Here is a 13,975-nt window from a genome sequence, read left to right on the forward strand (position 1 = left end):
TCAGAAGTGAAACGCTGTAGCGCCGATGGTAGTGTGGCATTCGCCATGCGAGAGTAGGACACTGCCAGGCACCCAATTTTAGATTACGCATTGAGCGTGGTCTTTACCGGTTAGTGTGCTGATATGGCTCAGTCGGTAGAGCGCATCCTTGGTAAGGATGAGGTCCCCAGTTCGATTCTGGGTATCAGCACCATTTTCAAGCAGTACAGCTTTTGCCTGACGGCAATAGCGCCGTGGAACCACCTGATCCCATGCCGAACTCAGAAGTGAAACGCGGTAGCGCCGATGGTAGTGTGGCATTCGCCATGCGAGAGTAGGACACTGTCAGGCACCTATTCAGAAGAGGCCTCCCATACGGGAGGCCTTTTTGCATTTCTGTCCTCCCGCCGCAATTCCCTGCTTCTATTTCAGTAAAAATGCTGGGCTATCAAGGGATTGCTCGTTACTCTTTAGCCGTTGCCCGATGAACACGTGATGCTGCCTGCGAGGTATTGATGGCTACGTTGAAGGAAATTGCACAGGAGGCGGGGGTATCGCTTGCTACCGTATCCCGTGTGCTGAACGAGGATCCCAGCCTGAGCGTCAAGGACGAGACCAGGCAGAAGATCTTCGAGATTGCAGAGCGGCTGGAGTACAAGACCAGCAGCGCCCGCAAAGGGGTGCACAAGAGCAAGCTGCAGCTCCTGGCTGTCTACGCCTATCCCCAGAGCACCGAGGTCAACGATCCCTATTACCTCGCCATCCGCTACGGCATCGAGACCCAGTGCACCCGCCTCAACATCGAGTTGACCCACTGCTACAACGGTGCCGAGGGGCGTGAGCTCTCTGCCGTCGATGGCATCCTGGTCATCGGCCATCTGCCGGAAGAACGGCTGGCCGTGCTGCGCGGCCTGTCTGCCCAGCTGGTGTTCGTGGATTGCCGCTCTCAGGGCGATTTTGACTCGATTGATGTGGATCTGGCACTCATCAGCCAGCAGGTAGTGGACTTCTTCATCGCCGAGGGCCATCAGCGCATCGGCTATATCGGTGGCCAGGATGATGGCCCGGATCTGCGGGAACTCGCCTTTCGCGATTATGGCCAGCGGCTTGGGGTGGTGCAGGAGAGCGACCTCTATCGCGGGGATTTCTCCAGCGCTTCCGGCTACCAGTTGGCGAAGGAGATGCTGGCGGGAGATTGGCCCAGGGCACTGTTTGTCGCCTCCGACTCCATCGCCATCGGCGTGCTGCGTGCCATCCACGAGAAGGGACTGGCGATTCCCCAGCAGATCGAGCTTATCAGCGTCAACGATATCCCGACCGCCAAGTTCACCTTTCCGCCGCTCTCCACGGTGCGGATCCACTCCGAGTTGATGGGCTCCCAGGGGGTCAATCTGCTGGTTGAACGGCTGCGTGACGAGCGGGATATCCCGCTGCGGGTGCTGGTACCGAGCAAATTGACTCTGCGCGGTACTACACGATAGTTTTAGTAAAACACCTCTGTTTTTAGTCGCGCCATCTTGCGGTGGCGCAACACCTCTCCCAAGCAAATCTCTTTCCCATCTCTTCCAATAAATTCATATCATATTGTTTTATAGTTAATTTAATCACATGATAGCCCGCTGTCATCAACATCCATGCCACCCATCTATTCTTGCCCTCCTTTGTCTCCCGCTTCTGATCTCGCTCACAAAACCATCCGCTCACTGTGATCAGGTTAAAACTTTACCGATCTAAAACTGATATTTAGTAAATGTTTATCTAGAGTTTACCCAGTTAACGTTGCCTTGTTCCGGGAGGACATGTGAATAACTGGGAAAACGTCCAATTCGTTGGTGAAAACAGGCTGGCCCCGCGCGCCTACTTCTTCTCTTATGCCGACCACGGGCTGGCGGCCACCATGCAGCGTGAGCTGAGCCGCCGTTTTCTGAGCCTGAGCGGCCAGTGGCAGTTCCACTACTTCGACCACCCCCTGCAGGTGCCGGAGGCCTTCTATCACAGCCCCATGGACGAGTGGGGCCAGATCACCGTGCCCAACATGTGGCAGATGGAAGGGCATGGTCAGCTGCAGTACACCGACGAGGGTTTTCCCTTCCCCATCGATGTGCCCTTCGTGCCGACCAATAACCCCACCGGCGCCTATCAGCGCAGCTTCACGCTGAGCCCGGCCTGGGACGGCGAGCAGGTGATCATCAAGTTCGACGGGGTGGAGACCTACTTCGAGGTCTATGTGAACGGCCAGTATGTCGGCTTCAGCAAGGGGAGCCGCCTCACCGCCGAGTTCGATATCAGTGCCTACGCCAAGGTTGGCGAAAACCTGCTGTCGGTACGGGTGATGCAGTGGGCCGACTCCACCTATATCGAAGATCAGGACATGTGGTGGATGGCGGGGATCTTCCGCGACGTCTATCTGGTGGGCAAACCGGCCGCCCATGTGCAGGACTTCTTTATCCGCACCGCGCTGGCGGATGACAATCAAAGTGCCACCCTGAGCTGCGACATCCAGCTCGAAAACCTGGGCGAGTCGGCCAAGGATCACCGTCTGGTCTGGTCGCTGCTGGATCAGGGCAGCGAGATCGCCAGCGGCTCGCTCGACCATCTCGCCATCGATGGCAAGTGTTATTGCCGCTTCACGCTGGATCTGGCCAACCCCCATCTGTGGAGCGCCGAAGACCCTTACCTCTATCAGCTGCAACTCTCCCTCTACAACGCTCAGGGCGAGCTGCTGGAGGTGATCCCGCAGCGGGTCGGGGTGCGTGAAATCACCGTCAAGGATGGCCTCTTCTACGTCAACGGCCACTACCTCAAGCTGCACGGGGTGAACCGCCACGACAACGACCACCTCAAGAGCCGCGCGGTCGGCATGGACCGTGTTGAACGCGATATCGTGCTGATGAAGCAGCACAACCTCAACTCGGTGCGCACCGCCCACTACCCGAACGACCCGCGCTTCTACGAGCTGTGCGACCAGTACGGTCTGTTCGTGATGGCGGAGACCGACGTGGAGACCCACGGTTTTGCCAACGTCGGCGATCTCAGCCGCATCACCGACGACCCCTTCTGGGAGCCGGTGTTCGTGGATCGCATCGAGCGCCACGTTCACGCCCAGAAGAACCACCCCTCCATCATCATCTGGTCGCTCGGCAACGAGTCCGGCTACGGCTGCAACATCAGAGCCATGTACCAGCGCTGCAAGGGGATCGACCCGACCCGGCTGGTGCACTACGAAGAGGATCGCGATGCCGAGGTGGTGGATGTGGTGAGCACCATGTACTCGCGTGTCTCCCAGATGAACTGCTTCGGCGAGTTCCCGATGGCGAAGCCGCGCATCCTCTGCGAATACGCCCACGCCATGGGCAACGGCCCGGGTGGCCTCAGCGAATACCAGCAGGTGTTCGACCGCCATCCCCACATTCAGGGCCACTACATCTGGGAGTGGTGCGATCACGGCATTCTGGATCAGGACGAGCAGGGCCGCCCCGTCTACAAGTACGGCGGCGACTACGGCGACTACCCCAACAACTACAACTTCTGCATGGATGGCCTCATCTACCCGGATCAGACCCCGGGGCCGGGCCTGCGCGAATACAAGCAGGTGATCTGCCCGGTCAAGGTGCGGGCACTGGATCTGGCGAGCGGCAAGCTGGAAGTGGAAAACCGCTACTGGTTCTCCACTCTCGACGATATCCGCCTGCTGGTCGAGGTGAAGGCCGAGGGCGAACTGCTGGCCAGCCAGCAAATCCGGCTGGAAGGGGTGGCCCCCGGTGCCATCACCGAGTTGCAACTCGAACTGCCATCCCTCGATGGACGGGAAACCTTCGTCCAGCTGCGGGTCATCAAGATCAGTGCGACCCGCTACAGCGCGGCAGAGCACGAGCTGGGCCAGTACCAGTTCCAGCTGACAGAGTCGACTCGCCAGCTGCAGCCCTTTGCCAATCCCAATGCCACAGCATTGCAGATTGCCGATGAGCGCCTCGCGCTGACCTTGAGCGGCAGCGGCTTTGCCCTGCGCTTCTCACGCCTCGACGGCAAGCTGGTGAGCTGGCAGCAGGATGGCAATGAGCTGATTGAGCGAGCCCCGCGTCTCACCTTCTTCAAGCCGATGATCGACAACCACAAGCAGGAGTACGAGAGCCTGTGGCACCCGAACCACCTGCAGATCATGCAGGAGCACTTCCGCACCTTAAGCTGGCGTCAGCTGGGCGAGGCGGTCGAGGTGACGGTGGAGAGTCTGATCGCGCCGCCGGTGTTCGACTTCGGCATGCGCTGCCGCTACGTCTACACCCTGAGCCCGAACGGCCAGCTGCACGTGGCGCTGTCCGGTCAGCCCTACGGCGGTTATGACGACATCATTCCCAAGATCGGCTTCGAGCTGGGCATTCGTCAGGATCTCGACCGGGTGCACTACTACGGCATGGGGCCGGGCGAGAACTATCAGGACAGCCGCCAGAGCAACTGGATCGACAGCTTCCAGAGCACAGTTAGCGAGATGTGGGAGCACTACCCCTTCCCGCAGGACAACGGCAACCGCCAGCAGGTGCGCTGGGCGACCCTGACCAACCGCCACGGCGCCGGTCTCTACGTGCGGCCCGATGCCCCCATCAACCTGAGCGTCTGGCCCTACAGCTGGGAGCATATCCACGGGGCGCAGCACATCAACGAGCTGGAGCCCTGCGGTTATCTCACCCTCAATCTGGATCACAAGGTGCTGGGGCTCGGCTCCAACTCCTGGGGCTCCGAGGTGCTGGACTCCTGGCGGGTGCGCTTCGAGCCGTTCAGCTTCGGCCTGACCCTGCTGCCCATCGCCCGTGGCAACCTCAATCCGGCTGCGCTGGCCGGGCTCGATCTCACCATCAACGGCGGGAGGAACCTCGCATGATCACCCTGGACAACCTGACCCTGTTCAAAAACATCTACCGGGAAGGCAAGAAGTGGGGCCGCTGCGTGGAGGCCATCAACAACCTGCCGAACATCAAGCCCGGCATCTGCCACTCCATCGGTGACTCCCTCACCTATCGCTTGCAGGAGGGGGCCAGCCCGGCCACCTCCCTGTTCGAGGGGCAACGCCGCTACTTCGACGTTCACTACTACCTGGAAGGGGAAGAGACGGTGGAGTGGGCAGCCAAGAGCGAGCTGGCGGTCGAGCAGGCCTATGACGACACCACCGACCGCGAGTGGCTGGCCGGCGAGGTGCGTGAGCGCCAGCAGGTCGGTAATGGGCAGGTGGTGATCTTCGAGAACGACGAGGCCTACCGATTCGTCGGCGACAGCCCGGTGCACAAGGTGATCATCAAGGTCACCGTCGAAGGCGGCTACTTCAAAAACAAATAACAAGCCGCCGGTTCTGCACTGACAAAAGCCGGAAGGGCGGGGCTCGCCCTACACATCATGCCCCGCCCTTTCGCGGCAATAACTACAGGTCTGGAGATGCACCATGTCTGATTCCAAACGCAATACGATAGGCAAGTTTGGTCTGCTGTCGCTCACCTTCGCGGCGGTATTCAGCTTCAACAACGTCATCAACAACAACATCGAGATCGGTCTGGCCTCGGCCCCGATGTTCTTTCTGGCCACCATTTTCTACTTCATTCCGTTCTGCCTGATCATTGCGGAGTTCGTGTCACTGAACAAAAACTCCGAAGCGGGGGTGTATGCCTGGGTGAAGAGCTCCCTCGGCGGTCGCTGGGCCTTTATCTCCGCCTACACCTACTGGTTCGTGAACCTCTTCTTCTTCACCTCGCTGCTGCCGCGGGTCATCGCCTACGCCTCCTATGCCTTTCTCGGCTACGAGTACATTCTCACCCCGGTGGCGACCACGGCCTTGAGCATGGTGCTGTTTGCCTTTGCCACCTACGTCTCCACCAACGGCGCCAGGATGCTCGGCCCCATCACCTCGGTGACCTCGTCCCTGATGCTGCTGCTGACCCTCTCCTACATTCTGCTGGCGGGTGCGGCACTGGTGGGCGGCGTGCAACCGGCTGACCCCATCACGGTAGAGGCCATGATCCCCGATTTCAGCTGGGCCTTCCTGGGTATTACGACCTGGATCTTTATGGCGGCCGGTGGCGCCGAGTCGGTGGCGGTCTACGTCAATGACGTGAAGGGCGGCTCCAAGTCATTCGTGAAGGTGATCATCGTCGCCGGGATCTTTATCGGCGTGCTCTACTCCATCGCATCGCTGTTGATCAACGTGTTCGTCCACAGCGATACCCTGAAATATACCGGCGGCTCGGTGCAGGTGTTTGAAGGGCTGGCCGCCTACTTCGGCCTGCCGGAGATCCTGATGAACCGATTTGTCGGGCTGGTCTCCTTCACCGCCATGTTCGGCTCCCTGCTGATGTGGACGGCGACCCCGGTGAAGATCTTCTTCTCCGAAATCCCGGCCGGCATCTTCGGCAAGAAGACGGTCGAGCTGAACGAGAACGGCGTGCCCGCCCGCGCTGCCTGGATCCAGTACCTCATCGTGCTGCCGTTGATGGTGATCCCGACCCTGGGCTCCAACACCGCGCAGGATCTGATGAACACCGTCATCAACATGACCGCCGCCGCTTCCATGCTGCCGCCGCTGTTCATCATGCTGGCCTACCTCAATCTGCGTCTGAAGCTCGATCACCTGCCGCGGGAGTTCAGGATGGGTTCGCGCACCACCGGCATCGCCGTGGTCTCGGTGCTGATCGTTCTCTTCTCGGTGGGCTTCCTCGCCTCCACCTTCCCGACCGGCGCCGACATCATGACCATCGTCTTCTACAACGTTGGCGGGATCGTGATCTTCCTCGGCTTCGCCTGGTGGAAGTACAACCGCTACGAAGCTTCCCTCAGCGCCGAAGCGCGCGCGCAAGAGGCCGAGCCAGCGGCGCAGGTCGTCATCCAGCCGTCATGACCCCATCAAACCGGGTGGCCGTTGGCCACCCGCAAACCGTTGAACCAGAAAAGGAAAAGTGCATGAGCGAGACGATCGAGTTTGCCGAATTCAAACGGGTCGAGATGAAGGTGGGCAAGGTGCTGGAGGTGGTGCGTCACCCCGGGGCCGACAAACTCTATATCGTCCAGATCGACGTGGGGGGCGAGCGGCCGCTGCAGACCGTCACCAGTCTGGTGCCTTACTACAGCGAAGAGGAACTGATGGGCAGCGAGGTGGTGGTGCTGACCAACTTGAAACCCACCAGGATGCGCGGCGAGCGATCCGAGTGCATGTTGCTCTGCGCCGAGACCCCGGACGAGCGCCAGAGCGTGCTGCTGCAACCGCGGGTGCCGATGGCGCCGGGCACTCCGATCGTCTGACTGGTATTGCGAGCCGGTGCGGTGAGATTGCACCGGTTCACCAGCGAGGCCGTCCACGCGGCCCGCTCATAACAAGAGAGTAAAGGGCAGGGTCGACAGACCCTTGCCGAACACATCACAGAGTCACAGCGTTACCCACAGGGAGCGCGAGTCCACTGGAGGAGACCATGTCTGAATCCGTACGCGGCACCATAGGCAAGTTTGCCCTGTTGTCGATGACCTTTGCCGCCGTGTTCAACGTGCGCAACATCGTCAACAACAACATCGAGCTGGGGCTCAGCTCCGCCCCCATCTTCCTGCTGGCGACCCTCGTCTACTTCATCCCGTTCGTCTTCATCATCGCCGAGTTTGTCTCCGCCAATAAAAACTCCGAGTCGGGGATGTACGACTGGCTGAAAAAGCCGCTCGGCACCCGGATGGCCTATCTGGGCTCGTTTCTCTACTGGTTCGTGAACCTGTTCTGGTTCGTCTCCCTGTTGCCCAACGTCATCGCCTACGCCTCCTACGCCATGCTGGGCTATGAGTACAGCTTCTCGCCCATGGTCACCTCAGTCATCTCCATCGTGCTGTTTGCGGCGGCGACCCACATCTCCACCAAGGGGGCGAGCTGGCTCGGCAAGATTGCCGAAATAGTGGCCTACGGGGTATTTGCCCTGTTCGCCATCTATGTGCTGGGCGCCCTGATGGCTTTGAGTGGCGATCATGTGCCGGCCCAGCCCATCACCCTGGAGGCGATGACTCCCACCGTCAACTGGGCGACGCTGGGCATCATGTGCTGGATCTTCCAGGCGGCGGGCGGTGCCGAGACGGCGGCGGCCTACCTCAATGACGTGAAGGGGGGCCAGAAGTCCTTCATCAAGGTGATCATCAGCGCCGGCATCGTCATCGGTGCCATGTATGCGGTCGGTTCCCTCTTGGTGAACGTGTTCGTGCCGCGCGAGAGCCTCACCTATGCCGGCGGCATGGTGGAGATCTTCACCGGTATGGCGCAGTATTTCGGGCTCTCCGAAGCGCTGGTGGGCCGCTTCGTCGGCGTGGTGCTGTTCATCGCCATGTTCGGCTCCATGATGATGTGGACCTCGGCACCGGTGAAGATCCACTTCTCCGAGATCCCGCAGGGGGTTTACGGCGAGAAGACCACCCAGCTCAACGAGCACGGCGTGCCGGTGCGCGCCGCCTGGTGGCAGTTTGTCTTCGTGTTCGTGATGCTGGTGGTCAATGGCTTCGGCTCGGAATCGGTGCAGCAGATGATGAACACCGCCATCAACCTCACCGCCGGTACCGCCATGTTGCCGCCGATCTTCATCATGGTGGCCTACTTCGTGTTCCGCTGGAAACATGACGACACCCCGCGCGAGTTCCGCATGGGATCGCGCACCTTCGGGATGGGGGTGGTGTCGGTGCTGATCGCCATCTTCGTGGTGAGCATGAGTGCCTCCGCCTTCCCGGCCGGGGTGGATCTGGTGCGCGCCTTCTTCATCAACGTCTTCATGACCGCGGTCTTCTCGGCGCTGGCCTACTGGTGGATCTCCCGCTTCGAGAAGCGTCAGGCCCGCAAGCTCGGTGGCAACGAGAAGAAAGCGGGCAGCGGCCCCCTGGCCAGCCAGCGCTGACCGGCATGTGGCAAACAGGAGACGGGCGGCCTTGGTCGCCCGTTTTTTGTTGGCCGGATCCGGGGCCGGAGGGTCAAAATCGTTTAGTTTTGCTGTGAGAATGTGCTTTATCGTTTAACAAAATGAAACAAATGAGGCTGCCGCTCAACTTTGCACCACAGGGTGTTCGGGGTAAGCTTGTCTCTTCGTATCCGGGGTCGCCGTCTGATGACGCCTTCCCCGTGCCCTGTCGTCCCCATCCCGTGCGGGACGCGCTTTCTCTGGAGACTCCCCGTGCGTCTGGATCCTTTTACCTCTGTGCTGATTGCCGTAGTGGCCCTGGCCTCCTTCTTCCCCTGCGAGGGACAGGTGGCCGTCTGGTTCGGTCTGCTGACCAAGCTGGCGGTGGCGCTCTTGTTCTTCATGCATGGTGCCAAGCTGTCGCGCCAGAACCTGCTGGCGGGCCTCGGCCACTGGCGGCTGCACCTGGTGGTGATGGCCAGCACCTTCCTGCTCTTCCCGCTGCTGGGGCTGCTGCTCACGCCCCTGGTGCCCCAGTGGCTGAGCCCGGCCATCTATCTCGGCTTCTTGTATCTGTGCGCCCTGCCCGCCACCGTGCAGTCGGCCATCGCCTTCACCTCCATGGCGGGGGGCAATGTGTCGGCGGCGGTGTGCAGCGCCTCGGCCTCCAGCATCCTCGGCATCTTCCTCTCGCCGGTGCTGGTGGGGCTGATGATCAATGTGCAGGGGGAGGGGGTCGATACCTGGCACTCCATTCAGGTCATCATGGTGCAGCTGATGCTGCCCTTCGTGGTGGGCCACCTGTCACGCCCCCTCATCGGTCGCTGGGTTGACAGCCACCGGCCACTCATCGGCAAGCTGGACCAGAGCTCCATCCTGCTGGTGGTCTATGTGGCCTTCAGCGAGGCGGTGGTGCAGGGGATCTGGCACCAGGTCGGCTGGTACGATCTCGCCAGTATCGTGCTGCTGAGCTGCGTGCTGCTGGCACTGGTGCTGGGGTGGAACGTCTGGATCAGCCGTCGCCTCGATTTCAACAGGGCGGACGAGATCACCATCGTCTTCTGCGGCTCCAAGAAGAGCCTGGCCAACGGGGTGCCCATGGCCAACGTCATGTTCCCCGCCGCCAGCGTCGGGGTCATGGTGCTGCCGCTGATGATCTTCCACCAGATCCAGCTGATGGTGTGCGCCGTGCTGGCCCGCCGCTACCGCGAGCAGGAGCCGGTGCCCCAGGTTCAGGAGGGGTAAGCGGTCCGGATAAAAAAAGAGGGAGGCCAGTGGGCCTCCCTCTTTCGTTTGCCGCGTCGTCAGCGTTTGCGCCAGACGGTGAGCTGGGCCACCGTGTGCTGGTACTTGCGGGCGGTCTCGCGGATGACGAAGGGGACGTCCCGCGGGGGCATGTGCTCCTCGAACTCCTCCGCCAGCAGCCGTTGCAGCGCCTGATAGGTGCCGAGGGCCTCGCCGTTTTCCCGGATGCCGCCGAGCCAGTTGGCCTTGGGGGTGTAGTCGGTCAGCCAGGTGTAGGGGCTGGTGAGCACCAGCAGGCCGCCGCTGCGCAGGCGCGGAGCAATGTCCCGCAGGAAGCGGGCGGGCTCCCGCAGCCGGTCGATGAGGTTGGAGGCGAGCACCAGGTCGTAGTCGCCGTACTTGGGCTTGAGGTTGCAGGCATCCCCCTGGCTGAAGTGGACCCGCTCGCTCTGCTCGCGACCGAGCTCGTGGCGGGAGAGGCGCGCCTCGCAATATTCCACCAGATCCCCTTCCACCGGCACCGCATAGCGGAAGCTGTCCTGTCTTGCCAGGGTCAGGGCCACGTCGATGAAGCGGGCCGAGTAGTCCACCCCGTCCACGTGGGCGAAGCGGCGAGCCAGTTCGAAGCTGGCGCGGCCGGTGGCGCAGCCGATATCCAGCGCCCGCTCATGGCGACCGCAGAGCTCGCTGGCAAGACCGGCCAGAGCCTCGGCGTAGTTGGCGACCCCGAAGTGGCTCGGACCGTACTGGAAGTCGAGATACTGGGCGACCAGGGTGTCGGTTTCATAGGGGTTCACGATGGCGGGCTCCTGATGGCGTGAGACCAGGTAGCGGAAGCCCGCATGCTGGAAGAAGTGGCGACGGAAGGCGTAGCGGGAGGACTTGAGCGCCTCGTTGCCGGTGCTGATCCAGCTCCCGCCCTTGATGAGGGTGTGTTTGCCGTCGAAGGTGGGGGTGGAGAAGTCGTCGTAGAGGGGGTGCACCTTGAACCCCTCGAAGCCGTCGATGGCGGTGCTGGTCCACTGCCAGACGTTGCCCACCAGATCGAAGAAGCTGCCCTGGGGGCAGGCATCCACCGGGCAGGAGGAGGCGAAGCGGGCCAGGTTGATGTTGCCGGGGGCCTCCATCCAGTCCGGCTGATCGCCGGCCAGTTGCTCCCGCAGCAGCATCCACTCCCCCTCGCTTGGCAACTGGACGGGCAGGCCGGTCTGATCCACCTTCCAGCGGCAGAAGGCGGCGGCCTCCAGCTGGTTCACCTCCACCGGCCAGTCCCAGGGCATGGGGACCTGCTCGGTCATCAGCCGCAGTTGCAACTGCTCGGGTTCATTGGGATCGCCGACCCAGAAGGTGGGCATGCGGGCGTTGGCATACTGGCGCCAGCCCCGGCCCTCGTCGTCCCACCAGGCGGGCGCTTCATATCCGCCCGCCTGCACGAAGGCCAGGTATTCGGCGTTGCTCACCAGCATGCGGCTGGCCTGGAAGGGGGCCAGCTCGATGTGGCGCTCGCCGTATTCGTTGTCCCAGCCGTAGGTGGCATCCTGCTTGCCGAGTCGCACCTGGCCGCCGGCCACCGGCAGCAGGGTGTTGACGGGGACGGCGGCGAGATCGTGGCGCGCCTCGGGGCAGACCGGCCACTGGGGCTGGCTGCGCACCCAGGCCAGGGGCAGCTGGCGGATCAGCACGCTGGAGGTCTCGAGGTGGATGCGCTCGTGCTCTATGCCCATCAGGATGATCCAGGCCGGGCTCTGCCAATGGATGGGCAGCTCGATCGGCATCCGCTCGATGAAATGACACACCAGATCCCGCACCCGGCCGCGGTAGTCACGCAGCTCGGCCACAGTGGGCCAGTCGTAGTGGGTTTCGTCCAGATCGTCCCAGCTCATCTCGTCCACCCCGATGGCGACCAGGGCCTCGATGCGTGGGTCGAGCCGACTCTCGATGAGACGGGCCGCCAGCAGCTTGTTGACGAAGAAGGCGGCGGTATGGCCGTAGTAGAAGATGAGCGGGTGGCGCAGGGGGATCGCCTTGTTGAACCAGGCCCGCTCGTCGGCCAGGCAGTCGAACAGCGAGTCGTAGAGATCGAAGGTCTGGCAGAAGTAGGCGAGCAGCTCGCGGCGCTTGTGGTCGGGATCGTCGCCGGTCAGCAGCGGGGTGCGGGTGGGGGCAGGCAGGCCCGGATGGACGAATGAGTGGCTGGCTTGGGTCACGCTCTGACTCCTTGTTGATTCTGGCGGGTGAAGCAGCGATGGAGTGCTCTATACGCACCAGGTATCACTATTGGCTCAACGAACCGGGGCGGCAACCAAAAAAATGGGTCAACACCCCCCTTCGGGTGTGGTCAGATTGACCAGATTGTGGTCTGAATGACTCTTTGTTATGGACCCTTCGAGCCTCGAAATATTGAAATGGATAGATAAATCATGATGTTAGCTATATGGCACAGGGTTTGCTGATTGCCACTCACCTGCCGCGCCGTGCGGCAAAGAGGAAACGAGGAGTAGCGGGATGAAATGGATGCTGGGAGTGGTGCTGGCCCTGGGACTGACCGGATGCAGCTGGCAGGATGACGTCAAGGTGCGCGGGGAGGGGGCCGTGGTGGAGCAGCAGCATCCCCTGGGGCATGAGGTGACCCGGGTGCTAGCGGGCGTGCCCGCCAACCTGTACCTGGTGGCCGGAGAGAGCCACACCCTCAGGGTCAAGGGGGAGGCCAACCTGCTGCCCTATCTGGTGCTCACCGAGAAGGGGGAGAAGCTGGAGATCGAGGTCAAGGATGGCTACCGGCTCGACCCCACCCAGCCGCTGGAGATCACCATCACCCTGCCGACGCTGCACGAGTTGGCACTGGCGGGGGTTGGCAACGGCGCCTTGCGCGACTTCAAGGGGGATGATCTGGTGCTCTCCCTGGCGGGCACGGGGGACATCGTCGCCAGCGGGCTGACGCTGGATCGGCTGGAGGGCAACATCGCCGGGCTGGGCAACCTGGATCTGGGGCAGGGCTCCGCCCGGGTGATGGCGCTGAACATCGCCGGCGCCGGTGGCGTCAAGGGGGCCGGGCTCGCCAGCGAGGAGGTCGAGGTGAGCATCGCCGGCAGTGGCGAGGTCGAGGTGCGGGCCCAGTCGCGGCTCAAGATAGAGATCGCCGGTGCCGGTGTGGTCAACTACTGGGGCAGCCCAGCGCTGACCAGCGAGATCGCGGGTTCGGGTCAGGTGAGCCGGTTGGGGAGCTGATCCCATCATCGCAACAATGAAAAAGGCCCCTTGGGGCCTTTTTGCAGGATGCGGCACTGTGGGACGACACCTCACTCGAGGGGAAGTGCGAGGCCCAGATCGGCGTTCAGGCGCATCAGCAGCCACTGCATGCCGGCGAGGTGCTGGTGGTCATGGCTGACGAGCAGGCGCACCAGACCGTCCAGGGTCACCTCCCCATAGCCGCCATAGCGGGCGCGGCGCTGCCAGGCGTCGGACGGTACCGTCTTCAGCCATTCGACGGTCTGCAGGCGGGCGGTGCGAAACCGGTCGAGCTGCGTGGCGGTATCCTGCCGGGGGTAATCATGGTCCAGCGCCAGCTGATAGCCATCGAGGGAGGCGAGCTCCGGCAGGCTCTCCGCCAGGGTGCGACGAAACCGCAGCTGATAGCCCAGCACCTCGATGTCCAGCAGGTGGCAGAGGTGCCCCCTGGCACTGAAACGCTCGGAGGGGATCCCGGCCCAGTTGGCGGGTTCCCAGTCCAGGTGGTCGGTGGGGACCTGTGCCAGCAGCCGCTCGAACTGGTCCGGCATGGCCAGCAATGTGGTGAAGAGAGGCATCCTTGTCTCCTGTTTCCGGGTGAATGGCCGCCCGCTGACGGGGCGGCCACGAGC

The 13,975-nt window shown here is 62.2% G+C and carries 10 protein-coding genes, 1 tRNA gene and 1 rRNA gene; 10 read left to right on the plus strand and 2 right to left on the minus strand.

The genetic code is table 11. The features are described from left to right. Nucleotides 1–117: 117 nt before the first annotated feature. The 9 genes from OKC41_RS13930 to OKC41_RS13970 all read left to right on the plus strand — a co-directional run bounded on the left by OKC41_RS13930 (nucleotide 118) and on the right by OKC41_RS13970 (nucleotide 10,115). Nucleotides 118–193 (plus strand) — tRNA-Thr (locus OKC41_RS13930). Nucleotides 194–215: 22 nt separating this feature from the next. After that, nucleotides 216–330: ribosomal RNA gene (gene rrf, locus OKC41_RS13935) — 5S ribosomal RNA — on the plus strand. Between the two features lie 164 nt (nucleotides 331–494). Further along, on the plus strand, nucleotides 495–1,460 hold the full coding sequence (gene ebgR, locus OKC41_RS13940; protein WP_042015195.1) for a transcriptional regulator EbgR: 966 nt from the start codon (nucleotides 495–497) through the stop codon (nucleotides 1,458–1,460). A gap of 320 nt (nucleotides 1,461–1,780) precedes the next feature. Continuing rightward, entirely contained in the window at nucleotides 1,781–4,855 is a 3,075-nt protein-coding gene (ebgA, locus tag OKC41_RS13945) for a beta-galactosidase subunit alpha (protein WP_270672099.1), read from the plus strand. Further along, nucleotides 4,852–5,307, plus strand: a complete 456-nt coding sequence (locus tag OKC41_RS13950; protein WP_270672100.1) for a beta-galactosidase subunit beta — start codon at nucleotides 4,852–4,854, stop codon at nucleotides 5,305–5,307. The genes ebgA and OKC41_RS13950 overlap by 4 nt, the downstream gene beginning before the upstream one ends. Before the next feature lie 103 nt (nucleotides 5,308–5,410). Beyond that, on the plus strand, nucleotides 5,411–6,856 hold the full coding sequence (locus tag OKC41_RS13955) for an amino acid permease (RefSeq protein ID WP_270672101.1): 1,446 nt from the start codon (nucleotides 5,411–5,413) through the stop codon (nucleotides 6,854–6,856). A gap of 62 nt (nucleotides 6,857–6,918) precedes the next feature. After that, nucleotides 6,919–7,257, plus strand: coding sequence for a tRNA-binding protein (locus OKC41_RS13960; RefSeq protein WP_043153594.1), 339 nt, complete (start codon nucleotides 6,919–6,921; stop codon nucleotides 7,255–7,257). Nucleotides 7,258–7,424: 167 nt separating this feature from the next. Then, on the plus strand, nucleotides 7,425–8,870 hold the full coding sequence (locus tag OKC41_RS13965; RefSeq protein WP_270672102.1) for an amino acid permease: 1,446 nt from the start codon (nucleotides 7,425–7,427) through the stop codon (nucleotides 8,868–8,870). Between the two features lie 273 nt (nucleotides 8,871–9,143). Then, nucleotides 9,144–10,115, plus strand: a complete 972-nt coding sequence (locus OKC41_RS13970; protein ID WP_270672103.1) for a bile acid:sodium symporter family protein — start codon at nucleotides 9,144–9,146, stop codon at nucleotides 10,113–10,115. A gap of 59 nt (nucleotides 10,116–10,174) precedes the next feature. Here the strand turns inward: OKC41_RS13970 and ovoA are convergent, their stop codons facing one another. Then, entirely contained in the window at nucleotides 10,175–12,322 is a 2,148-nt protein-coding gene (ovoA, locus tag OKC41_RS13975; protein ID WP_270672104.1) for a 5-histidylcysteine sulfoxide synthase, read from the minus strand. A 298-nt stretch (nucleotides 12,323–12,620) separates the two neighbouring features. Here ovoA and OKC41_RS13980 point away from each other — a divergent pair, with 298 nt between their 5' ends. After that, nucleotides 12,621–13,343 carry a DUF2807 domain-containing protein gene (locus OKC41_RS13980; RefSeq protein WP_270672105.1) on the plus strand — a complete coding sequence of 241 codons (723 nt, stop codon included), beginning with the start codon at nucleotides 12,621–12,623 and terminating at the stop codon, nucleotides 13,341–13,343. Between the two features lie 71 nt (nucleotides 13,344–13,414). On the opposite strand, the gene OKC41_RS13985 is transcribed toward OKC41_RS13980, so the two are convergent. Continuing rightward, nucleotides 13,415–13,921, minus strand: a complete 507-nt coding sequence (locus OKC41_RS13985; protein WP_270672106.1) for a DinB family protein — start codon at nucleotides 13,919–13,921, stop codon at nucleotides 13,415–13,417. Between the last annotated feature and the right edge of the window lie 54 nt (nucleotides 13,922–13,975).

The sequence above is a fragment of the Aeromonas sp. QDB17 genome, from assembly GCF_027705305.1.
In the GTDB taxonomy this organism is placed as follows: Bacteria; Pseudomonadota; Gammaproteobacteria; order Enterobacterales; family Aeromonadaceae; genus Aeromonas; species Aeromonas caviae.